The organism is Streptomyces pseudoechinosporeus (assembly GCF_054783935.1).
The window spans coordinates 38,714-60,441 of record NZ_BAAGPS010000067.1; the positions used below are offsets into that span (position 1 = coordinate 38,714).

General features: G+C 67.2%; 21 protein-coding genes and 4 pseudogenes. 8 read left to right on the plus strand and 17 right to left on the minus strand.

Features of this window, described 5'->3' with window-relative positions; all coding sequences use genetic code 11:
• Positions 1 to 37 precede the first annotated feature (37 nt).
• The 4 genes from ACYVO6_RS40385 (at position 38) to ACYVO6_RS40400 (ending at position 4,909) form a co-directional block, all read left to right on the plus strand.
• Positions 38 to 556, plus strand: a complete 519-nt coding sequence (locus ACYVO6_RS40385) for an SMI1/KNR4 family protein (protein WP_461070361.1) — start codon at positions 38 to 40, stop codon at positions 554 to 556.
• A 330-nt stretch (positions 557 to 886) separates the two neighbouring features.
• Positions 887 to 1,456 carry a signal peptidase I gene (lepB, locus tag ACYVO6_RS40390; RefSeq protein ID WP_461070363.1) on the plus strand — a complete coding sequence of 190 codons (570 nt, stop codon included), beginning with the start codon at positions 887 to 889 and terminating at the stop codon, positions 1,454 to 1,456.
• A gap of 72 nt (positions 1,457 to 1,528) precedes the next feature.
• Entirely contained in the window at positions 1,529 to 4,324 is a 2,796-nt protein-coding gene (locus tag ACYVO6_RS40395; RefSeq protein WP_461070365.1) for a golvesin C-terminal-like domain-containing protein, read from the plus strand.
• Positions 4,325 to 4,366: 42 nt separating this feature from the next.
• Complete coding sequence (locus ACYVO6_RS40400; protein ID WP_461070367.1) at positions 4,367 to 4,909, plus strand: SMI1/KNR4 family protein; 543 nt, start codon at positions 4,367 to 4,369, stop codon at positions 4,907 to 4,909.
• A gap of 1,115 nt (positions 4,910 to 6,024) precedes the next feature.
• Here the strand turns inward: ACYVO6_RS40400 and ACYVO6_RS40405 are convergent.
• The 3 genes from ACYVO6_RS40405 to ACYVO6_RS40415 form a co-directional block, all read right to left on the minus strand.
• A complete protein-coding gene (locus tag ACYVO6_RS40405; protein ID WP_461070369.1) occupies positions 6,025 to 6,882 on the minus strand; it encodes a hypothetical protein in 858 nt (285 codons plus the stop codon).
• A complete protein-coding gene (locus tag ACYVO6_RS40410) occupies positions 6,879 to 7,310 on the minus strand; it encodes a hypothetical protein (protein WP_461070371.1) in 432 nt (143 codons plus the stop codon). The genes ACYVO6_RS40405 and ACYVO6_RS40410 overlap by 4 nt, the downstream gene beginning before the upstream one ends.
• 187 nt (positions 7,311 to 7,497) lie before the next feature.
• Complete coding sequence (locus ACYVO6_RS40415; protein WP_461070373.1) at positions 7,498 to 7,686, minus strand: hypothetical protein; 189 nt, start codon at positions 7,684 to 7,686, stop codon at positions 7,498 to 7,500.
• A gap of 60 nt (positions 7,687 to 7,746) precedes the next feature.
• Here ACYVO6_RS40415 and ACYVO6_RS40420 point away from each other — a divergent pair.
• The 3 genes and pseudogenes from ACYVO6_RS40420 to ACYVO6_RS40430 all read left to right on the plus strand — a co-directional run.
• Positions 7,747 to 7,854: pseudogene (locus tag ACYVO6_RS40420) on the plus strand (IS5/IS1182 family transposase); the annotation flags it as partial.
• Between the two features lie 84 nt (positions 7,855 to 7,938).
• The gene (locus ACYVO6_RS40425) at positions 7,939 to 8,742 is read left to right on the plus strand and encodes a hypothetical protein (protein WP_461070375.1); all 804 of its coding nucleotides are present in this window, start codon (positions 7,939 to 7,941) and stop codon (positions 8,740 to 8,742) included.
• Between the two features lie 271 nt (positions 8,743 to 9,013).
• Positions 9,014 to 9,226, plus strand: coding sequence for an ATP-binding protein (locus ACYVO6_RS40430; protein WP_461070377.1), 213 nt, complete (start codon positions 9,014 to 9,016; stop codon positions 9,224 to 9,226).
• Here the strand turns inward: ACYVO6_RS40430 and ACYVO6_RS40435 are convergent.
• The 6 genes and pseudogenes from ACYVO6_RS40435 to ACYVO6_RS40460 all read right to left on the minus strand — a co-directional run.
• Positions 9,207 to 9,590, minus strand: coding sequence for a hypothetical protein (locus ACYVO6_RS40435; protein WP_461070379.1), 384 nt, complete (start codon positions 9,588 to 9,590; stop codon positions 9,207 to 9,209). The two genes, ACYVO6_RS40430 and ACYVO6_RS40435, sit on opposite strands and share 20 nt — an antisense overlap.
• Before the next feature lie 162 nt (positions 9,591 to 9,752).
• Positions 9,753 to 9,971: a hypothetical protein gene (locus ACYVO6_RS40440; RefSeq protein ID WP_461070381.1), complete on the minus strand. Its 219-nt coding sequence runs from the start codon at positions 9,969 to 9,971 to the stop codon at positions 9,753 to 9,755.
• A gap of 293 nt (positions 9,972 to 10,264) precedes the next feature.
• Entirely contained in the window at positions 10,265 to 10,879 is a 615-nt protein-coding gene (locus ACYVO6_RS40445) for an SMI1/KNR4 family protein (protein WP_461070383.1), read from the minus strand.
• Between the two features lie 59 nt (positions 10,880 to 10,938).
• Complete coding sequence (locus tag ACYVO6_RS40450; protein ID WP_461070385.1) at positions 10,939 to 11,808, minus strand: YwqG family protein; 870 nt, start codon at positions 11,806 to 11,808, stop codon at positions 10,939 to 10,941.
• 538 nt (positions 11,809 to 12,346) lie between these two features.
• Positions 12,347 to 12,566, minus strand: a pseudogene (locus ACYVO6_RS40455) (RHS repeat-associated core domain-containing protein); the annotation flags it as partial.
• Positions 12,567 to 12,606: 40 nt separating this feature from the next.
• A pseudogene (locus ACYVO6_RS40460) lies at positions 12,607 to 13,113 on the minus strand (transposase); the annotation flags it as partial.
• A 59-nt stretch (positions 13,114 to 13,172) separates the two neighbouring features.
• Here ACYVO6_RS40460 and ACYVO6_RS40465 point away from each other — a divergent pair.
• Positions 13,173 to 14,180: pseudogene (locus ACYVO6_RS40465) on the plus strand (IS30 family transposase); the annotation flags it as partial.
• Here ACYVO6_RS40465 and ACYVO6_RS40470 read toward each other — a convergent pair.
• The 8 genes from ACYVO6_RS40470 to ACYVO6_RS40505 all read right to left on the minus strand — a co-directional run bounded on the left by ACYVO6_RS40470 (position 14,087) and on the right by ACYVO6_RS40505 (position 21,496).
• Positions 14,087 to 14,794: a transposase gene (locus tag ACYVO6_RS40470; RefSeq protein WP_461070496.1), complete on the minus strand. Its 708-nt coding sequence runs from the start codon at positions 14,792 to 14,794 to the stop codon at positions 14,087 to 14,089. The pseudogene ACYVO6_RS40465 and the gene ACYVO6_RS40470 overlap by 94 nt on opposite strands.
• A 199-nt stretch (positions 14,795 to 14,993) precedes the next feature.
• Entirely contained in the window at positions 14,994 to 15,767 is a 774-nt protein-coding gene (locus tag ACYVO6_RS40475; protein ID WP_461070387.1) for a hypothetical protein, read from the minus strand.
• Entirely contained in the window at positions 15,764 to 16,348 is a 585-nt protein-coding gene (locus ACYVO6_RS40480) for an RNA polymerase sigma factor (RefSeq protein ID WP_461070389.1), read from the minus strand. The genes ACYVO6_RS40475 and ACYVO6_RS40480 overlap by 4 nt, the downstream gene beginning before the upstream one ends.
• A gap of 251 nt (positions 16,349 to 16,599) precedes the next feature.
• Positions 16,600 to 17,169, minus strand: coding sequence for a hypothetical protein (locus ACYVO6_RS40485; RefSeq protein WP_461070391.1), 570 nt, complete (start codon positions 17,167 to 17,169; stop codon positions 16,600 to 16,602).
• Positions 17,170 to 17,459: 290 nt separating this feature from the next.
• Positions 17,460 to 18,314 carry an SCO2400 family protein gene (locus ACYVO6_RS40490; RefSeq protein WP_461070393.1) on the minus strand — a complete coding sequence of 285 codons (855 nt, stop codon included), beginning with the start codon at positions 18,312 to 18,314 and terminating at the stop codon, positions 17,460 to 17,462.
• Positions 18,315 to 18,510: 196 nt separating this feature from the next.
• The gene (locus ACYVO6_RS40495) at positions 18,511 to 18,732 is read right to left on the minus strand and encodes a hypothetical protein (RefSeq protein WP_461070395.1); all 222 of its coding nucleotides are present in this window, start codon (positions 18,730 to 18,732) and stop codon (positions 18,511 to 18,513) included.
• A 100-nt stretch (positions 18,733 to 18,832) separates the two neighbouring features.
• Entirely contained in the window at positions 18,833 to 19,213 is a 381-nt protein-coding gene (locus ACYVO6_RS40500; protein WP_461070397.1) for a hypothetical protein, read from the minus strand.
• A gap of 1,062 nt (positions 19,214 to 20,275) precedes the next feature.
• Positions 20,276 to 21,496 (minus strand): Rieske 2Fe-2S domain-containing protein, encoded by a 1,221-nt coding sequence (locus ACYVO6_RS40505; RefSeq protein ID WP_461070399.1) that lies wholly within the window; start codon positions 21,494 to 21,496, stop codon positions 20,276 to 20,278.
• Between the last annotated feature and the right edge of the window lie 232 nt (positions 21,497 to 21,728).

Here is a 21,728-nt window from a genome sequence, read left to right on the forward strand (position 1 = left end):
TTTCCTTCTGAAAGGTTGCCGTATGTGGGTGCAGCGTGTGATCGAGCTGACTGGTTGGGAGCCGCTGGGGCTTCCTGTCGACTGGGCGGCGATGGAAGAGGAGTTGCAGGTCCCGCTGCCGGCGGACTACAAAGAGCTCTTCGAGGCCTTTGGTGGCGGCGTATTCTCTGATTCCGTCTTCTTTCTCGCGCGTGACGAGGGTGTCGTCTTCGACTTCCTCACGCAGTGGCGAGTGGCCCTTTCGGTCGAGCAAGACGGAAGGTATGGTGATGTTTCTGCTGTGGATCCCTACTCGGTTTACGCCCCGGGAGGTAAGGGTCTGGTCGAGTGGGCCTCCACGGAATGGGGCGATGAGTACTGTTGGCTGATCGATGCCCAGCGGCCCGGTGAGTATCCCATCCTCGCGCGAGCCGACGGCGGCGAGTGGTGTCAGTACGACATGTCCACGTCGGAATTCCTCTATAGAGTTCTCGCGGATGCAGATTTTCGACCTTTCGGGATCGCCCAGTACGACCTCGGCGCGACGTTCAAGCCCGGCTCCGGCGACGACGCCTGAACCTGGAGCTGTTCGAGCGGCGCCAGTGATACGACGCCGTCTATAACATCCCTTAAAGCGATTCCGGGGGTTGTGTCGGACATTCGGCACGTCTCCCGTCCCCAATCTGCGATCGGAATGTGGAAAGAATGCGGGTCGAGCGAATCGTCGAGGCCACGAACGGGGAGCCGCTACGGCTGGAACTCCCCTGGAATACCATCGAGGAAGAATTCAAGGGAGAATTCTTGCAGTTCATGCGTCCGATGGGTCAGGTGACGTGACATGGGACGCGCTGGACGCGGATTTCGGCTTGCCGGATGGGTGCTGGGCCCTGCCGGGTCGGCTCTGACTGTGGGCGCGATTCTGGTGATCGGCACCAGGTACACGTCGGCCACCATCAACGGCGATTCCATGAATCCGACCTATTCCCCCGGTGAATTCGTCTTCCTCGAGAGAACCGACACGGGTGCGATAGAACGGGGTGATGTGGTGCTCTACCGGACGGGGAATCGTTACGAGGGCATGGCCGTGCTGCAGCGCGTGATCGGCATGGGTGGCGACCACGTCAGGCAGAGCGCCGGCGGGCCGGTGACGGTGAACGGGAAGCCGCTTGCCGAACCGTACGTGAAGGACGGCGATCCGTCCGGCATGACCCACGCGTACGATGTGGTAGTACCTGAGGGGCGGCTCTTCCTGCTCGGCGATCACCGTGCGAACTCCAACGACTCCCGCTTCTTCCTCACTGAGCAGTCAGGCAGCGTCGCGGCCACCGCAGTCCAGGCGCAGGTCCTCGACAGCCGCACCGGCCTGCTCATGCTGGCATCGACAGCGCTGCTCGGGCTTCTCGCCGCCGCCGGCGGGCTCGCGGCAGGAATAGTCTCCTGGGTCAAGCGGCGGGCGGGTCATTCTCTTCCGGGGTGAAGTTCCGGGCATTGATGCGCGCTTGGCCGTCGGCTCATGCCGGCGGCCGAGCACGCTTGATGCGGCACATCCGTGTGTCACTGGGACAACCCTGCTCAGAGCCAGCCCTGTCGGCTCGCCGCGCGGACCCGCTCCGCCGGTGACTCCGTCAGCCGCACCATGGGCTGGAGCTACTACCCGAACGGCAAGCTGAAGGAGAAGAGCGACGACGGCGTGCCGGTCGGCACCGCGGTGCCCCTCGTCGACAACTCCGACATCCAGCACACCGGCTCCACTGGCACCTGGACCACGGAGAGCCTCACCGGTCAGCAAGGCTTCGACCACCGCGTGCACGCGGCCGGCAGCGGGACGGACGCGTACTCCTGGACGCTGAACATCCCCAAGAACGGCAAGTACACCGCCTACGTGAAGTTCCCGCAGGTCGCGGGTGCCAGCAAGACAGCCAGGTACAAGGTCACCCACACCGGTGGAAGCACCGACAAGACGGTCGACCAGTCCACCGCGGCGGGCGCCTGGGTCAGCCTCGGCACGTACGACTTCACCCAGGGCAACGCGGCGAAGCTGGAGCTGTTCCAGGCCGCCGACGGCAAGGTCGTGGCCGACGGGGTCAAGCTGGTGCGCGACCTGACCGGCGACATCGACGCGGAGAAGCACCACTTCCGCTACGCCTACGACCTCAACGACAACCTCTCGCTGATCGACGACCTGTCGTCCGGCGCCGAGGTCGACAAGTACACGATCTCCTACAGCGGCCTGAACCGGGTGTCCCAGATCACCGAGACCCTGGCCGGCCAGGAGAAGACGAGCACGGCCTACACCTACGACCCCAACGACCAGCCCGAGACGATCACCCACCCCGACCAGTACTCGAAGTACACCTACGACCTGAGGGAGAAGGTCAAGTCGGTCTCGGTGGGCACGTCGCCCACGGACACCGACCCCAAGGTCACCTCCTACGCCTACACCGACCGCGGTGAGGTGCTGCAGGAGACCAAGGACAACGGCAACACCGTCGACCACACCTACTTCCTCGACGGCACGGTAAAGACCAGCGCGGAGAAGAAGGCCGGCGGCACGCTGGTCGCCTCGCACACCTACGCCTACGACGCCAACGGCAACAAGGCGAAGGACGCGGCGAAGAAGGTGAACGCCGACAACCACTCGGCGTACCTGGAGTCCACCACCGAGTACACCTACGACCCGGTCGACCGGATCGCCAAGTCGGTGAAGACCGGCAACGGCGCCGCCACGGAGACGTACGTCCACGACGACAACGCCAACGTCGTCCAGCAGTCCGTCGACGGCCCCGCCACAGACTTCCGTTACGACCGCAACCGGCTGCAGACGTCGACCACCGCCGGGTCCGTCACCTCCTTCAACTACGACCCGCTGGGCCGTCAGGAGTCGACGTCCCAGGACGGGCAGGTCGTCTCGCGCAGCATCTACGACGGCTTCGACCACGTCGTCGAGTCCCAGCAGCGGGACGCGGGCGGCGCGATGAAGTCGACGAAGTACACCTTCGACCCGCTCGACCGCACCTCGTCAAAGACCGCCGACGGCAAGACCACCGACTACCGCTACCTCGGCCTCTCCCAGGAGGTGCTGACCGAGGAGGTGGCCGACAAGCTCACCAAGTCCTACCAGTACAGCCCGTGGGGCCAGCGACTGTCGCAGGTCAAGCACAACGAGAACGGGACGACCGAGGACGCGTACTACGGCTACAACAGCCACACGGACGTCGAGACCCTGACCGACGGCAGCGGCAACACGAAGGCCACCTACGGCTACACGGCCTACGGCAACGACGACTCGTCGGAGTTCACCGGCATCGACAAGCCGGACGCCGCCGATCCGACCAAGGAGGAGTACAACTCCTACCGCTACAACGCCAAGCGGTGGGACGCCGGATCCGGCACGTACGACATGGGCTTCCGCGACTACGACCCGGGGCTGAACCGCTTCACCAGCCGGGACATGTACAACGGGGCCCTGGCCGACATGGGTCTGGGCAGTGACCCCTTCACCGGCAACCGCTACGCCTTCACCGGCGGCAACCCGATCAGCAACGTCGAGATCGACGGTCACTGGTTCGTCCTCGCCATCCCCGCGGTCGCCGCGGTCTTCGTCGCCGCGGTCGTGGTCACGGTCGCCATCATCGCCGTCGCCGCCGCCGTCTCGTACGTCGTCGACGAGGTCCGGGCACGGATCGACGAAGGTTCCCGGGCGCGGGACAACACCGACGACCAGCCCGCACCCGCCCCGCGGCCCCAGCCGGAGCCCGACAGCGACGACAACCGGTCCGGTTGCGGCGACGGCTGGATCAAGTACGGCGATCGGGACGCGGGCAACGGCAACCGCGCGACGGCCGGGGAGGCCTGCCTGACGAAGGACTACCTGCAGAAGAACAAGGGAATCGCCGTGGGTTCGAACCCGCCGGGGTACCAGTGGGCGCAGGACTTCGCCGACGGCAAGGGGCTGGACAAGCAGAGGAACGTCAACGCCTGTCACCTCATCGGCAACAAGCTGACGGGCAAGGGCGTCCTGGCGAACCTCTCCCCGTGCGCCTGCGGCGCCAACGCCAAGCAGATCGGCTCCACCCAGGGCGAGAAGCACATGAGGACGTACGAGAGCATGGTCTACACGGCCGTGATGGCCGGCCAGGACGTCATGTACACCGTGTCGCCCCGCTACGACGGCAGCAGGACCGTTCCGACCGGGTACGACATGTCGGCGTACGGCGTCAATCCCGACGGCTCGATCGGGATCGACTTCGAGGTGTTCATACCGAACGAACTGAGCACGGGAGACAATCTCGGCACACAGATGGACAGCGGCGGTGCGCCCGCACCCACGGGGAGCACCCCGTGACGCGGACCGATGAGGATCGAACGGACACGGAGCGAGGTACCGATGAGTGAGCCGACCGGCCTGGACGCCCTGCGACGGCTCATGCCGCCGCCGACGGACGGGGGCACGACGGTCGACTGGGCCGCCCTCACCGCGTCGTGGGGCAAGCCGTTCCCGCTCGACTACCGGCGCTTCATGGAGGTCTACGGCGCCGGCGCGGTGCAGAACTACCTGTCGATCGGCAGGCCGGAGCCCAAGGTGCCGCTGGAACAGGCACCGCGGGACGGCATGGTGATCGAGACGGCGAACGCCGAGGCCGACTGGGGGACGGAGAAGAAGACACCCGAGCTGGAGGGCACTTCTCCGGTGCTGATCACCTGGGGGGTCGACGCCACCGCGGACATGTTGTGCTGGGACGCGTCGGACGACGATCCCGCCAAGTGGCCGGTCGTGGTCTATCAGCGCAACGACTCGCTGTGGAGCCGCTACGACTGCGGGATGGTGGAGTTTCTCGTCCGGAACTTCCGTGCCGAATGGCCAGAGAACCCGCTGGGCGGCGAGTTCCTCTGGGGCGTGAGTGAGGTGACGTTCCAGGCACGGGGCTGATGCCCCCGCAGTAAGCGCGGCACGTACGGAGACCCGAACCGGTCGGCGCTTTCCAGGGGTCGTTGCAACACGTGGTCGTGTTGGTCAGGCCGCGAGCAGTTTATGCAGGCGCTCGGCTGGGGGTTTCCCAGCCGAGCGTTTTTGCGTGGGCAGCAGTAGCACAGGGATTCAGGAGATCGTTCTTTTTCACGTCCTGCGCGTTGAGCAGCGCAACATACTCCGGAGCCGTGTACGCAGGTTCGAATCCTGCCTGGGGCACTCCGGGAAAGGCCTCTGACCTGCAGAAATGCAGGTCGGGAGTTTGTGCGTTCACGTCAAAACGCACACGGTCTTTTGACCGTTGCTCTTTTCTGGTCGCACAGCGCCCGGAACAACGCGGGCATCACCTCCTGTTGGCACATTTCCGCAGGTCAAGGCCACTTGGCAAGGCGTTCGGTGGTCATACCAACGACGCATTTCCAACCCTGGCACCGATTTGGACGCCAGCATCGTCTCCTGCCCCGAAACTACGCCCGACCTGCCTAAATGTGTCCGACACCACACAGAAACGCACACGGTTTGGTGGGTCGTCACTCTTTGGGCCAGTCTTCTAGTCCGAAGCGGGCAACTGGTCGTGCGAGGGCGGGCCAACGACGTCATCCTCGCCCGACAGCCCCTGCTTCGCCGCTCACCAGGTAATGGCAGCGTGTCCAGGTCGCCGGTCAGGGTTTTGGTACGCGTGCGAAGTTCCTCAACCGGCACGGCGAGTCGCATCTCGGGGAAGCGGAGGTCGGGCTGGGAAAGGCGACCTGGCGAGGTCGCCGACCCGGATCGCGTGCTACAAAGTTCCCGAGGGGGCCGAACACGACCGGGCACACATGGGTGTGCCCCTTGTTCTGTGCCTATCCCCGGGCGGCGCTCTTGACCAGGGTTTAAAAGCCCGAGTTATCGCAATAGCGCACACCACGTGCCTCGGCTGCTGCGCTCCTGCGCGGCGGGGTTCCCCCCTCAGCCCAGGAACTGTCCTCGTCCGTACCAGTTCGCAGCGAATCCGCACCTCGCGGTACGCCCCCTGCCCACGCTCCTCCACGGTCGACGACGCAGCCCGGCCTCACAGAAGTGTCACAGGGCGCTCGTCATCCCACCCCCGCCGGAAGCGCGACGCCCTCGTTGTAGGTCCCCGCGGTCCGCTCGGCGACTTCCTGGTCGTAGCGGATGTCCTGTCCGCCGTACGGGACGAGGAAGGTGCACCGGAACGTATGTGCGGTGACCTGGTACGTCGAGGCGTCGAGGACGACCGACTCCTCGACGCGCTCCACGGTGATCTCGCTCTCCGGGGCGGTGACCCCAGCCGCGCGCAGCTGCTTCAGGGTCGGCTCCAGCTCGCGCAGGGCCTTCTGTACGACGTCCTGGCCCCGTACTGCGCTCAGCGCGGTGGACGCCGTACGGACGCGCAGTTCGACCCGGCCGTCCGACCTCTGGGCGAGGGAGACCGCGTCGCCGTAGTCCCGGAACGCGTCGAGCGCCGCGATCGGGTCCTCCACCTTGTCGGCGAACTCCGGATCGGTCAGCGGGCCGTGCTGCCAGGCGGCAGTGCCTTCCTTGGCGTGGGCCGTCCCGTCGACCACGTAGATCTCCTCGGGCTTGGTCACGCCCTTGCTGGTGCGGCTGGTGCCGGTGGAGTGCAGTGCCCATTGCTCGCCGGTGGTCCGGTGCACGGTGGCCGTGTAGGTCGCGGCGTTCTCCCGGCCCTGGAGGAACAAGCCCTCGCGGCCCTTCACCTCGAACGTCCAGCCTGGCTCTGCGGCCATCGCCTCCTCGGCGCGGGCGAGGAACTCGGCGGCGGTCCGGGGCCGGGGCTCGGCGGGGGCGGCCTGCTCCTTCTGCGCGGCGGGCTGTTCGGAGCCGACGGGCTTTCCCTCGTCCGCCGGATCCGAACAGCCGGTCAACGCGGCGGCGAGGAGCACGGCCACCGCAGCGCCGTGCCTCGTCATGCCGCCGCCTGTCGGGCCCGCCCGTGCAGCTTCAGATAGAAGGTCTGCAGCGACTCGCTGGGGTCGCCGAGGTGGAAGCGGTTGTGGACCTTGCCGAGCGGGTTCCACACCCGCTCGTCCGGCATCCGTACCCCGACCGGCTGGCCGAAGTAGGCGCGCTGGCCGGCGTCGAAGTCCACCCACGCCGCCCCCGCGCGGCGCACGAGCACTTCACCGACGTAGGCACCCAGTCCGAGGAGCGGAACGAGCACCCGCTCCCGGTCGGCGCTACCCTTGCGCAGTCCGTCGATCAGGAAGTCGACGACCCGCAGGCTGGCCACCGAGTAGTCCAGCGGCAGCCGGTTGCGGGCCGTGACGCGGGCGACGAACGCCGCCGCGCACGACCGCATCTCGCTCGCGCGCGGAACTCGATTGTCCACGCTGCTCATGGGAATTCACCCCTCCACTTGATCGGCAGGGGATCCGGGCCGGAATCCCCGGCTCACCAAGCGGACGGCAGCTCAGGATCATCACGGGTAACGGACGTGTTCATGTACACACAGCCAGATCACAGTCCTCGTACAACCTTTCGGCTTCTCGTGCGTCCGCGAAGAGGGGTCCTCGCTAACTCACGCTTCAGGGCTGCGACGGCGCGACCGCGACGCAGCAGACCGCTGCCAGCAGCAGCGTGGAGGCGGCCGGGCGCCAGCCCGCCTCCGCCGCCGAGCCGGGAAGGCACCGGTCGGTGGGGGCGACGGCACCGTCGGGGTCGAAGCCATGTCGAGGTGGTCGCCGGTTCTGGTGGAGAGAGTGCAGGTGCGCCACACCTCGACCTTGACGGGTGTTCCGTAGGGGAGTTGCACGGCACACGAGTTCTGGACGTAGTCCGGCTGTCGGCGTCTCCACTGCCGCTACGAGCGCAAACCCGAACATTTCATCGCGTTCACCGCCATCGCGGCGACCCTCATATGTCACCGCAGACTCGCTGAATGAAACGGGGTCCAACACCTCCCGAATTGACGTCAGATACGTCTGTGAGCACGTCCATTGTCAGTGCGGTGCGCTTCACTGTCCGCCATGGAGCTCACGCAAGCGACCGTCAACGACCTGCTGGCCCAGCTCGGCCCGGGTGACGGCTACATGTACCTGCCCTGCGACCTGGACCCGCAGGACCTGACCGACCTGCTCGACAGCAGGTACGGCGCCCCGCGCACCCTCGTCCTCGACGGCTTCACCGATCCGACGGTCGACGAGTCCAGGGGCGCGGCTCTCCTCGTGCCCTTCGAGGAACGGGCCGTGACGATACGGACGTGGGCGTACGGGGATCAGTGGGTCGGCACGGGTACGGCACGGGATGCCGAGGGGGCCGAGCGGCCGGTGCTGGTGGTCGCTCACAGGGAGGTGCCAGAACCCTTGGCGGCCGCTCCGGACGAGGACGAGGACGTCGACTGGATGGAGCGGCTCAGACGGATCACCGGCTGGACACAGCCCGCCCGACGGCCGGACGTGGACTGGCCGGAGGTGGAGTCGCGCCTGGGCACCGCGCTGCCGAGCGACTACAAGCGCATGGTCGAGACGTTCGGCGAGGGCGCCTTCGACGGATATCTGGGCCTGAACCAGGAGCCGTGGACGGATCGCAGGAAGGACGGTCTGCTCATCTGGGCGGGCACGGAGCACAAAGACCGGTACTGCTGGAGGGCCGACGGCGACGACCCCAACCGCTGGCCCGTCGTGGTCCGGTCCTTCGACGGCGAGGACGTCCCCTTCGACTGCCAGGCAGCGGAGTTCGTCTGCCGCATCCTCATCGACCCGCACCACCCGTTCACGATGGCCCGCTATTTCGACACCCACTGGTTCATGAACTACCGGGAAAGCGACTGACCGAACCCCGCCGCCAACGACATCCGCAGCCCGGTTGGCGGCGCCTTCGGGATACAGGGCAGAAACACTCGCCTGCCAGGGCAGACTCAGCAATTGAAATGAGGTCTCAGTAGGTGCTGCAGCCCCGCAGGAGTGCGGTGACTGGCATGCTCGGCCAGTTGCCAGCTGTTCTTCCGCGTCGTAGTCGCGGAAGCCCGTGTCGTAGGTGCCGGACTGGGCATCCCCGCGCATGGCGTTGAACCGGTAGGGACTGTATGCCTTCTTCCCGCTGTTGATCCTGCGTCAGCCGGAGGGGGTGCGGGTGGAGGTCACGGACGGCAGCCCTCAACACCCCGTGCTGTTCCAGCAGTTCCCGCCGGACGCGGAGTCCGGGCGGGGACTGCACCTCGTGGGCGCGGTGACGGACAAGTGGGGCGTGAGTCCGACGCCCGGGAATGGCAAGACGGCGTGGTTCGAGACCGCGATCAGCCCGCCTGCCACATGACGTACGCATCCCGGGTGTCCGGGTCGCCGGTGAAGAAGTAGATCTCCAGGCGGCCCTTCTCGCCGTGCCGCGCCTTGAACTGCCAGCGGTATTCCTTGGGGAATTCCTCCGGATTCGGGCTCGGCAGGGGCACGCCGGGGTCGTCGGTGGATCTGTGCCTTTCCACGACGTCGTTCGCTTTGACGGAGACGACGAGGACGTTCCGCTCGAGGAGCCAGGCCCCTTTTCCGGTCATCCGCCAGCCGTCGTCGAAGTCCCAGGACTGCCCGTCGAGCTTTGTCACAGTCGCCCGTCCGCCGGAGTCCAGCTCCAGCGCACTCCCCCGCCAGCCCTTCCAGCCTCCCGTCAGCTCGCCGGATTTCACCGGTTCCGGGGTGGGTTCCGGTTCATACCTGTCATCGGGGGCAATACACGCCGTAGTCCCAAATGTCATGGCGGTCAACAAGGCCATGGCGGCGATTCGGGCGACCCTGACGTTCCGCACAATCAACTCCACATCGTGTGAACGGGGCGGCCTGCGCCGAGATTAGCTCAGCGGATCATCCATGTTGATCCAGGTGGACCAGGTCACGGTGATCTGGGTGGGCTGCTGGCCGTTCGGGAAAAAGCTCTTGAACATGCCGAACATCGAGGCCATTCCGCCGGACTGTTTGCCCGATGCGTATCCCTCCGCGGACGGATCCCGGGTCGCGGATTCCGTCGTCATGGGATTGGTGAGGGTGAACTGAACCTGCGCCTTGTTCACGTACGTGTTGTAGTCGGTGAACTTGGCCTCCAGGGAGTAGCTCCCCGGAGCGGGACACCATCCGGCTGCGGCGCCGCATCGATGGTGACGCGTTCCTTTCGGCATGCTTGCCGGGCTTCCGAGCGCCGGAATCCTTGGCGGCAGTGAGAGAACGAGCGACGGGCGAGACCCCTGAGCCGACGCGCACCGTGTGGAGAACACGGCACGGCGGCCAAGGACCTCGCCCTGTCACGATCCCGGCTCACCCTGCGGTCACCGAGGTGCCCGCATGGTGAGCAAGAGCCCTGTGTCGGTCAGTCGCCGAACATTCCACGGAAGGGGTCAGGCTCGCCTGTCCACGGGTCCAGGCCCTCTTTCCACATGCGTTGTTCCTCGCGCCGGTTCAGGAAGGTCGCTGCCTCCCGTCCCCAGAGGGAGAGATCGTCGAGGGGGCACTCGTCGAAGTCTCCCCGCAACACGCGCACGAGGAACTGCACCATCCCGCAGTCGTAACGACGCCACAGGCCGTCGCCCCTTTTGTACACCAGGACCGGCCACATGCCCGGGTCCTCGTCCGAGGCGTCCCAACACAGGAGGTCGGCGCTCGCATCCCCTCCCCAAGCGATCAGCTCAGGGCTGGCTTCCGCCAGCTCAGGCGACTTCCGCACCCACGACCAAGCGTCCTCGGCCGCCTCGGTTTCATTGCGCATGTCGAAGGTTGTCGACTCCGCTCCTTTTGGCTCGGGTTGCAGGACCGACAGGTAGTTCTGGATCCCCCCATACCCGTACACCTCGAGGAACTGCCGGTAGTCGGAGGGGAACTCCTTACCCCACGCCTCGCGCATCCGACCCCAGTCGACCGATGCGTTGCTTGAAGCCATGGGCGGCATCAGCCGCCGCAGCTCCTCCAGTTCGTCCGCCTCAGTCACGTCTTCCTCCTCAGGAGCCTCCATTCGACCCGGAACGGTTCACTCTTCTCCGTCGGGGTTCACTGGATATCGAGGACGGGTCGGTGTCGGACGTCATTGCGACAGACGAAGACGCGGAGCTCGCCGAGCCGCCCGACCTCTGCGCCGGTCGGTGAATAGGCGACCTTCAGTGCCTGCGGGTCCAATTCCCTGTCCTCCAGTGGCCACCACCGGTCGCTGGCGCCGTCCCACTCACTACTGTCCGCCTTCAGGAGCAACTCGACGCTTCCTTCACAGTCAGGACAGAAAAGGTTCCTCTTGTCCGTCGCATGCCAACTCGGCCACCCGCCAATCTTCCAGCCGTACGCGACCGACAGGGCGTACTGGTAACGCAACCCTCGTTCCTGATCCGCCGCGACGAGACGCCTCGCGATGTCGTCGGGAATCTCTTCCATCCATGGAAATTCGATGACGCGCTCCGGCGAGATTCGGCACGGACGCACCTCGTAGGATTCTTCGTATGGCTGGACTCGGGCGAATGGGTTGTCTGCAGTGACTCCCCGCCCCTTGGTGGAATCGAGCCATCTCAACGAGACAGCAGGCCCTCCGTACTCCGAGTCAACATATTCTATGTAATGATCATTCGGACACCAGTAAACTTGCAGGAGATCACATCCCGCCGGATATGGAATCTCGGGGAAATCACGCCGGAAGAACTGTGCCACGGATTCCATAGGGCGCGGCATTCGCCGACCGTCGTGATCCATCGGGTGCTCATCGCAGACGGGGCGCGAACTTCCCTCGACATCGAGCATGGGACCGCCGATGTGACTGTCGACCTCGCGGGGGTCTCCCGGCCGAGGATGCAGGCGCACAGTAGTCCTGCGCCACGCGGACAATTCAGGAATGATCTCTGCGATATCCACTTCAGGGGCGGGGGTGGTGTACACGGAACCTCAATCCTTTCCGAAAGGAGCCGACTTGCTAGGAAGGGGAATTCGTCGGGTTCTGCGCACAAGTGAAGAGGTTGTCCTCACGCGTGCCGTCGCCGCCGAGACTGTGCGCAATGATGTGGCACCGCGACACGCTGTAGCCTTGGTCGCGTACAGCCTGATATCCGGAAATGGGCAGGGCGGCTGCCTTCGAGCCCGTCTCTAGCGGATCGGTCAGGCACGCGTGCGCACGCTGCGCCTTGCCGTCCTTCAGCGGGTCGTACTGGATGGCGGGCCCAGACCAGTTGCCCGAAGTGCAGTCCTGGCGGCTCCGGTTCATCGGAGAAGGTGCGGGACTCGGCAGCGGCCTGGGCTTCGGCTTCGGGTCGTCCTTCGTGGCTTCCTCGATGGAGTCCCGGGATGCCCTCAGCCGTGGACGTCAGGCCGTCCGCCATACGGTCCAGCCTGCTCTCGCGCCCCGACTGCTCAGCGGACACCTCGTCCGTGATCAGTGCCGCGGCCACCACGAAGACGGCTGCGACAGCGACGATCGCGATGCCGAAGTGGCCGTCGTACTCGACGTAGCTGGCCGGGTTGCCGCCGCCGAACGCGTACCGGTTTCCGGTGAACGAGTCTGTGCCAAGGTTCATGTCGGCGAGGGCCCCGGTGTACATGTCCCGTGACGTGAAGCGGTTCAGTCCCGGGCTGTAGTCGCGGAAGCCCATGTCGTACGTGCCGGATCCGGCGTCCCACCGCTTGGCGTTGTAGCGGTAGGGGGGTGTGTCAACTTAACGGCTGATCTTGGTTGTTGAGTGGTCAGTTGTTGCTCGGGGTCAGGCGGCCCTCGAAGGCGATCTGGAAGGCGTTGAGTGGGGCCTTCCAGCGCATGGTCCACCGCTTGCGGCCCTTGCCCGTCGGGTCGAGGCTCATCAGCGCCATGTAGATGCACTTGAGGGCGGCTGCCTCGTTGGGGAAGTGTCCGCGGGCGCGGACGGCTTTGCGGATGCGGGCGTTGACGCTCTCGATCGCGTTCGTGCTGCAGATGACCTTGCGTATCTCGACGTCGAAGGAGAGGAAGGGCACGAACTCGGCCCAGGCGTCCGACCACAGCTTCACGATCGCCGGATACTTCTGCCCCCAGGACTCCTGGAACTCCAAGAACCGCTCCGTCGCCGCATCCTCGCTGGGTGCGGTGTAGACGGGCTTGAGGGCCTTGGCGACCTTGTCCCAGTCCTGACGGGCCGCGTAACGGAACGAATTGCGCAGCAGGTGAACCACACACGTCTGGACAATCGTGCGAGGCCAGACGGCTTGAGTTCTATCGGTGGTTGCGAACGTTTCCGGAGGTGAGCGTTCGGATGCCGAAATACGCCCCCAACAAGATGCCGAGCTCGGTGAAGAAGAGGTACTTCGAACTGCTGAGAGACGGCTACAAGGGGGCCGCGGCCGCCCGCGTGGTCGGGGTGTCCACCAGCTGCGGCTCCAAGTGGTTCCTGGAAGCTGGCGGCGTGATCGTTCCAGACCCGGGCCCAATATCCCCGCGCTTCCTCACCCAGGAAGACCGCATCGCCATCGCCGACGGCCTGCAGGCGAAGCAGCACGTGAAGGACATAGCGGCCTCCATCGGCAAGAGCTTCCAGACCGTCTACCGGGAGATCAAGCGAGGCAGCGGGCCCAGCGACGCCTACCAGCCCTGGTGGGCCCACAACCAGGCCCTCCTGCGCAGACAGCGCCCCAAGGAGGAGAAGATTCGCGGCAGTGAGCCCCTGCGCACCCTCGTCCGCGAGAAGCTCGCCGAGAAATGGTCACCCCAGCAGATCTCACGCCTCCTCGCCCGCACCCATGCCGCCGATCCGGCGATGCGGGCCTGCCCGGAGACGATCTACCGGGCCCTGTTCGCCGGTCTGCTCGGCAGCCGGCCCGGCAAGCTCCGCACGGGTCGCACCCGCCGAAAGAAGCAGCGGCGGGGTGTCCCGACGCCCAACAAGATCAAGAACATGACACTGATCCATCAGAGACCGCTGGAGGTCAACGACCGTGCGGTTCCCGGGCATTGGGAAGGCGACCTCATCATCGGGCGGGGCCAAGGATCGGCGATCGGCACTCTGGTCGAGCGCACGACCCGCTACGTCGAGCTGATCCACCTGCCCGACGGCTGGAAGGCCCCGCAGGTCCGCAACGCGATCGTCACGCAGACCGCCCACATCCCGCTCCAGATGCGGAAGACCCTCACGTGGGACCAAGGACGCGAGCTGACGCTGCACGAGGAGATCGAGGCCTTCACGGGCTTCCGGATCTACTTCTGCGACCCGCACTCACCCTGGCAGCGCGGGACGAACGAGAACATGAACGGCCTGCTGCGGCAGTACTTCCCCAAGGGCAGCGACCTGTCGGTCCACACCGCCCGCGACCTTCGAGAAGTCGCCCGGCAGCTGAACCAGCGGCCCCGCCTCATCCTCGGTGACAAGACACCAGCCGAGGCCATGAAAGGATGGCTCAGACAGCCAGTGACCAGCTGATTCGCAACCACTGCTAGAAACCGCCCGCGATCGAGGGGGCGGTTCTGCCATTCGGCCATACCGTCCATCACCTTGTCGGTGATGGTGGAGATGGTCTGCTTGGACACCTCCGCCCCGTAGACCTCGGCCAGGTGCGCGGAGATCTCCCCGTGGGTGAGGCCCTTCGCCGAGAGCGACAGCACCATCTCGTCGACGCCGGTCAGGCGGCGCTGCCGCTTCTTGACGATCTGCGGCTCGAAGGTGCCGGCGGTGTCCCGGGGCACCTTCACCTCGACCGGACCCACGTCGGTCAGCACGGTCTTCGCCCGGGTGCCGTTGCGGCTGTTGCCGTTGTTCTTCCCGGCCGGATCGTGCTTCTCATAGCCGACGTGGTCGGTGATCTCGCCCTCCAGGGCGGACTCCAGCACCCGCTTGGTCAGCTGCTGCAACAGCCCGCCCTCGCCGGTCAGCTGCAGCCCCTCGTTCCGGGCCCGGTCAACCAGCATCGCAACGAGCTGCTCGTCCGACACCGCACTCGACGGTGCCTGAACCTGCTCGGCCTGCTCGCTCTCCACGGCGGTCTCCGTCATCAGACGCATCTCCTTGATCATCAGATCCGCCGTTGATTAGACACTCCCGCCAGGTCAGCCAGGCAGGAAGAGGGCCCCTTGCAGTGTGGCAGGTCGACCTCGGATCGGGCGCTGCCTAGGGCCGGTTGGAGGACCCCTTCGAGGGCTTGGCCTCGGTGCTCGGCTTGCCCTGGCCCTTCCCGGTCTCGCCGGGCTTCTCGGGCTTCTCTGTCTTGCTCGGCTTCGTCGGCGTTGGGGTGGCCTCGTCCGCCGGTCCCATCAACTGGGCGCAGTAGGCCGCGACCTGTTGTTCGCCGCCAGCGGCGCGGACGAGACGCTGCCATGCCGTGGCGTTCAGGGCGTGGCCACGGTCCTTGACCTTCCCGTAGGCGCGACAGTGTGCCTCGACGTCCTTCGCTGTGCTGGGACGTGAGGAAGAGGCGGTGGGTGCCGTGCCGGACCCGGTGGAGGGAGAGTCTTGTCCGCCGGGCGTGGGTGCGGGCGGCCGACGCATTTCGTGGCTGGTGCCGGCCTGGGGAGTGTGGTGCCGGCCGCTGTCCATCACGCCGATGGAGGCGAAGGCGATGCCGCCCAGCAGCGTGCTCGTCGCGAGGGTGAGTGCGCCGCCGCGCGCCCAGCGTTGCTTCCGGGTCTTCGGGCGCCAGTCGTCCCGGCGCCGGGTGCGTAGGGCCCCGTCGCTCGCCGTGCGTGCGCTTCGGAACGCGGCGACGGCGGTCTGCTCCGCACTGTCGTCCAGGGGCCGCCGCCGCAGTGCCTCACCGATCCGCTGGGCCGTGCTGTCCAGGCCGGACGCGTCGTCATGTTTGGTCGTGTGGCCGAGGCGTGGGGCGGCCTCGGGCTTGTGGGCCTCGCCGCTCAACCGTTCGTCTCCGTTTCGAGGGGCGTTCATCTCGGTTCCCCCAGCGTCCGCGCGCCATCATGTGTCACTTCGTCGGGGCCGAGCAGACGGGCCAGGTTCTTCACACCACGGCGGGCCAGGACCCGTACGACGGCGCTGGGCCTGCCCATCACGCGGGCAGCCGCGCGCTCGTCCAAGCGCACGACAAGGCGGAGGAGGACCGCCTCGGCCTGGGCGCAGGGTAGCCGTGCGACCAGGGCCTGGGCCGTCTCAGCGGACAGCGTGGCTCCGGGCAGGGTGTGGGCGATGTGGTCCCCGGTCTGCCGCGTCCAGGGGCTTCCTGCCGCGCGGGGCGACGCGCCGCGACGTCGGAGGTGGCCGCGCGCGTGGCGCCGGGCGATGCTCGCCGTCCAGCCACGGAATCCGTGCCCGTCGCCACGAAACCGTGGCAACTCGCGGGCGATCTCCCGCCAGGCAGCGGCGGCGACGTCCTCGGCGCCCTCATCCACGGTCCCGCGCAGGTAGCCGAGCAGGCCCGGCTGGACCAATCGGTACAGCACCGCGAACGCGGCCTCGTCACCGTCCTGGGCCTGGGCAACCGCCGTGCCCAGCGCCAGATCGTCGGCCGACACGCGCTGAGCGTGCCCACCCTTTCCCACGATCCGTCCCCCCACTGGCCGAGCAACGCCCCGGAGCGTACGGCACGTCACACGGACCCCCCAATAATCGGTGGCCACTCCACACAACCATCACACGCAAGCACGCCCGTGTCCGTGTGCCCGCAAGAGGGTGGCCCCGGGACCCCCTTGCGGGTCACTTCCGCCAGTGCGCGACCAAGCAACAACTGGGCATGTCCGCTGAGTCACTTGGACACGAAGCTCTGTCAGCCCCGGCCTTCGGCGTCGTCGTCCGGGATCGCCCAGGCAGGACGGGCCGGGGAAATCGCCGGCCGCGGCAGCCCGGCGGGGCCGTGGCGCGAGCGGGGAGCAGAAGCGGGCTCCGGTCGCGGCGGACTCAGCGCGGGCACAGGGGCGAGCTGCCCTTGGCCCTGCCCTGCGCCGGCGGTCCCCGAGCCGCGTGGTGGCGTGAAGCGGGCCACCTCGCTCGGGGACATGCCGAGCAGACGCCCGGCGTCACCCTGGCTCACGCGCAGCTTGTCCACGAGCTCGTGAACGGCGGCGCTGATCGCCTGGTCCTCGGCGGCGACCGCGGCCGCCCGGCAGCGCCGTGCTTCCGCCACCGAGCCGAGCACGGGCGCGAGTTCGGGCACCACCATGTCCAGGACGACCGCGTCCGGAGGGGCACCGACGGCTTCGGCGACGAGGCCGCGCGCCAGGTCCTCCGCACCCTCCAGGGTGCGGCTCTGGGTGTGCAGGTCGAGGCGGGGGACGTCGATGGCCCACCATCGGCCGATGCGGCGCAGCAGGACTTGGACTTCGTAGCGGGGACTCACGGGCTCTGCCTCCTCTCCCTTCCCTCGGCTGGGCCGTCGCTCACGGGCTGACACACGGCTCGCGAACTCCGTTCCGCTTCGGCCACACACGCCGTACGACGGCGGGAGCCGAGCCCGCGGTCGGGTCGGTTGCCATCGGTGAAGAGCCAGGACATACGACCGTAGGCGCGAGTCCTGCGTGCCCTGGCCAAACGATTTCGACGAGTGGCGCGATCCGCCCCCGGCGGCCATTCGTCATGTGCCCCACGCCTCCTGTTCGTCGATCCGGGAACGGCCGAGTGCCGGCACGGTCAGCCGAGGCACACCACGAGCACGCAGACCTCCGTCGGCGACGTCGATACCAGTGCGGGGCCGGTCTGGGACGTGCCCGAGTCCGTGCTGTCGGTGGTCGCGGGCTCCGACGGCTGCTTCGTCGTCGTATCGGAGCGGTCGGGTGCCGTGTCGCCGGCGGACGGGGCGGTGCTCTGCGGCTGCGGGGTCGACGTCGCAGCCGGACGGGGAGGCGCGGCGGCGTCCGGCCGGGCGATCGGCGTCGTCGCACGGGGCGGGGCCGCGAGGGACTGCTGCCGCGGGGAGTTGGTCGCCTGCGGCTGCGGCCGGGAAGGGGTGTGTGGCGACCTGTGCGTGCGCTCAGCGGTGGCTGGTGTGGACGCCGGACGATTCTGCTCAGGCGTCTGCTCTTCCACGGCGCCCATGCTCCGGTCGTCCGGCGCTGTGGCCGCCTGTGCCCGGTCGGTGGAGTGCCGGTCCATCGTGGCGATGGTCAGGCCGCCTCCGACGAGCGCGACGGCGCTCGCGACCACGGCCCGGCGCTTGTTCTTCTTCCAACGGGCCAGCTGGCGACGGCGTGCCGCCCGCCCCTGCCGGGCAGGCGGCAGTTCCTCTGCCTCGGCGGAGGGGGCGTACGAGGCCGCGTCGATGTCAGGGTCGAACTCTGCGTCGTTGCCGAGGGGTCTGTCGTGCCAGGTGCCGGAGGCGGTGTTTGCCCGGTCGGCCGTTGTGGCCGGTGGGGCGCCCCTCATTGCCAGGGCCGAACCGCTGCGGCCATCAGTGGCGTGCGGGGCGATGTCCGGGGCGTAGGCACCGCACCCGGGACACACCAGGGCGCCGTTGAGATGCCGATGACACGAGGAGCAGTAATCCATCTGCGGTTCTTCCGGTCTTCCTGGGTCGACTTCGCCGTCGGCCCGCCTGGGCCACAGCCTGGTCACATTCGCACAGGGGATCGAGCAGCCAGTCACGCTAACGAGGCTCGAAAGGCCGTGTGCGGCCTGTGTGATGCTCTTGCGGGGATTCTTTGGGTGAGGACGGGACAGGCGGACGTATCTGCGCCGAGTTCGCCTACGGCAGCGATCCGCGCCACTCCGGCTGACCACCTGCAGCGGTGGTGGTGCCGTCCCGGCTATGGGTCTGGTGGGCCGCATCCCGTCCGGTCAGTAGTTCCGCTGCCTGGTGCTGCGTGTGATCGGCCGCCAGCTGAGCTTCGGCGACGGCGTCACCGCGTTCGCGTACCAGGTCCTCATAGATCGGCAGGTGATCGTTTTCAGGGAAGGTGCGTGTCACAGTCGGCCCTTCGGCTGCCGTCACTTCCCTTGCATGGTCGTCGGCGGGGGAAGGTGCTGGCGGCAGCGGTTTGTGGCGATCGATAAAGGCAGATCCGATGTCAGGCTCGGTTGAGCCGGGCTGCGATCCCATGACCGATCAGCAAATACGTGACAGCCGGGAGTCCATAATTGAGGACAACGCGTAGGCCGTCTGTGTCCATCGTGAAAATGTCCTGCGACCACCGGGCCAGCCAGTCCGCCGTTCCCCGCACGAACTCGACGAACACATTCGCCTGGTTCGCGTCGAGCAGGAACAACACGATCCACAGGCCGAGCAGACCTGCCGCGATGTCGGCGATCGTACTGACGGTGAGGGCCGTGCGCCGGGCGGCGGCCTGGTCGCGCACGGAGCGGTCCGGGCCCGGGGGCTGGTTGTACGTCTGATATCCGGAAACCGGGTCGATGTTGCCCACAGGAAATCCGATCTGCCGTAGAGCCATGTCGGCGCACTCGCTCCAGGCATCGAAATTCAGCCCGGGCCGTCGCCCCGCTTCTGCCTGCTTCTGCGTTCCGCATGCAGTGCCGTGTTACACCGACGCCCGCGATGACCCAAATATGGCCGACTACTCAGGTACTTACTGAAATGTTCGGCCGACAGGGCACTTTTCCTGATGGAATGGAGAAGGTTGACCGGAGGGGCTATCACGACCCCGGCCCGGCATGTGTGCAATTCGTGATTAAGCCATGATGGGAACAGGTGCGCACCTTCATAAGGGTGTCGGTCTCGCGACCATCTCCGTCCACCCGTGACACTCCTGACGTGCGGCGCGCTCTTGGAAGTGACCCCCGGGCGGGGTCATGGCGCCCACCCTCCGGGAGGAGGTATGCAGGCGCCGATATGCAGGGGCAGGCTCGGTTTCCCCCCGTGACCGGGTCTGCCCCTGCTCACACAGCTCCGCAACCTCACTTCCAGCCCTGGACTTCACGGCGCGCGTCCGCTGCGGGTCTACGCCGTGGCATCCGGATGCGCCACGAGCCGTCTGGCGGCGGGCGCCTCAGGGTGTGACGGCCCGGCGCTCCAGTGCGCTGTAAGGGGGGGTGGATCCAGGACCCATAGGTCCCGCGATGCCCGCTCGCCCTTTTCGAGTGGGTGGTCGCGCAATGAGGGGCAGGCAGGCGAGTCCCCCGTCGTCTGCCTGCCCTATGCATGCCCCTCGTGAGGCGTCCGGTCCGATAGGGGTATGCGCTCTGACCTGGACACCCGGGTCCTGAATGACCACAAACCGTGATGATCGGGGTGGGTGTGCAGGGTCTGCCGGCGGACCGCTATCGGGTGCAGGAGACGCTGGGACGCGGGGCGGTGGGCAAGGTGTGGCGGGCCTCCGATCAAGTCCTCGGGCGCCCCGTCGCGGTCAGCTCCTGCGGGCGGAAGAGGCGACGGACGCCGAGCGGTTCCGCATGGAGGCGCAGATCGGTGCCCGGCTCAACCACCCCAACGTCGTGGGCATGTACGACTTCGGCTCGCACCATGACCAGCTGTACCAGCTCATGGAACTCGTCGTTCACCCGCACTCGCCGCCCAGCTCGGCGGAGGACTCCGGTCCGGCGGGGGTGCCCGGTCCTGCGGCACGTCGGCCGGGCGTCGGCGCAGGGCCGTCGCCCGGGGCAACGCCGCACGCGGCAGCCTGGGGGCGGAGAGGGACGCCGTTGGCGCGCAGCACCTCCCGGACGTCCAGGATCAGCGGGAAGACCTCGTGATTGCGGTCCTCGCCCTGCTCCTCCCACGCCCGCTGCTCGGCTTCGACGGCCATGCGGTCCTCTGCGAACACACGCTCGGTGAAGCGCCTGACAAACGGCCAGGCCAGATGAAGGACGCCGGGAATCCCGGGCTTCTCGATCATGAGCAGGCCGTAGGCGTGACACGTGCGCTGCTCGGCGTCCTCGGGCACGTACGCGGCCCACAGACAATAGGCCGGGCGTTCGGCGCCCTCCGGGACCAGGTCAAGTGTCTGATAGGGGTATTCGGTGCGGATGGTCATGACATCGCAGGAGTCGCGGCCGCCGATGCCCTCGGCGGCCAGCAGGCCGGCGCTGCGGTTCCGCTTTCCCCCGGCGCGGGTGAACAGGTATTTGGCCTCCACCGAACGCGCACCGGTCCGGTATTCCAGCAGCTCGGGGCGGAGCCTGCCGACCACGCCCCGGTGGAGGAACTGGTGGTTCATGTCGAGCAGGTTCTCGTGCATGAACGAGTAGTGGCAGCGCACGGTGCGGGAGAACGTCATGGTCTTGTACTGCGGTGAGCCGAAGGTCGGCAACTCGGGCAGCGCGGTGACCTCTGCCTTGTCCGGGTCGCCCGGGAAGACGAACACCAGGCCGTACGCCTCGCGGACGGGGTAGCCGCGCACGCCGCGCGGCGGCCGGCCATCGCCCTTGGACAGGTAGGGGATCTGCGAGATGCGGCCGTCGCCGCGATAGGCCCACGCGTGATAGCAGCAGCGGAGTGTCTCGCCCTCCACAACGCCCATGCTCAGGGGCACCTGCCGGTGGGCGCACCGGTCCTCCAGCGCGTGGACGGCGCCGCTCTCCCCGCGGTAGAGCGCGATGCGCTCACCGGCGAACGCGGTCGCGAACACCCGCCTGCTGGGGACGTTCCCGGACAGCGCGACCGGGTACCAGAAATCCGGGTTCGCCCCGACACACCGCAGGTCGGTCATGCCGGACCCCGGATCGCGGTGCCCCGAGGGCCGACGGATCCCGGCCCCGTCGGAGTCGGTTTCGGTCATACCTCTCCCTCGCAGGTGGGAAGAACCCTCCCCCATCCTGACGGCCGTCCGCTTCCCACACCGTGCCCAGCGCGTCCGGACGGGTGAGCGGCCCGTCACCTCCGGCACGCGTTCATGCATGAGGGCCGGTGTCCTGGACGGTGACGTGTACGGCGGTGGGTGGTGATGGTCCTTGCCCTCCCCCGTGGTGTCCGCGACGGCGTGCGCGGCGGGCAGAACACCACGGGTTCGA

What these genes read in the sequence shown, in the direction of transcription:
- ACYVO6_RS40425 (WP_461070375.1), top strand. Translation starts at nt 7,939, where the DNA reads ATGGAGCTCACGCAAGCGACCGTCAACGACCTGCTGGCCCAGCTCGGC.
- ACYVO6_RS40490 (WP_461070393.1), bottom strand. Translation starts at nt 18,314, where the DNA reads ATGGATTACTGCTCCTCGTGTCATCGGCATCTCAACGGCGCCCTGGTG.
- ACYVO6_RS40410 (WP_461070371.1), bottom strand. Translation starts at nt 7,310, where the DNA reads ATGAGCAGCGTGGACAATCGAGTTCCGCGCGCGAGCGAGATGCGGTCG.
- ACYVO6_RS40470 (WP_461070496.1), bottom strand. Translation starts at nt 14,794, where the DNA reads ATGCTGGTTGACCGGGCCCGGAACGAGGGGCTGCAGCTGACCGGCGAG.
- ACYVO6_RS40475 (WP_461070387.1), bottom strand. Translation starts at nt 15,767, where the DNA reads ATGAACGCCCCTCGAAACGGAGACGAACGGTTGAGCGGCGAGGCCCAC.
- ACYVO6_RS40405 (WP_461070369.1), bottom strand. Translation starts at nt 6,882, where the DNA reads ATGACGAGGCACGGCGCTGCGGTGGCCGTGCTCCTCGCCGCCGCGTTG.
- ACYVO6_RS40505 (WP_461070399.1), bottom strand. Translation starts at nt 21,496, where the DNA reads ATGACCGAAACCGACTCCGACGGGGCCGGGATCCGTCGGCCCTCGGGG.
- ACYVO6_RS40500 (WP_461070397.1), bottom strand. Translation starts at nt 19,213, where the DNA reads ATGGCTCTACGGCAGATCGGATTTCCTGTGGGCAACATCGACCCGGTT.
- ACYVO6_RS40400 (WP_461070367.1), top strand. Translation starts at nt 4,367, where the DNA reads ATGAGTGAGCCGACCGGCCTGGACGCCCTGCGACGGCTCATGCCGCCG.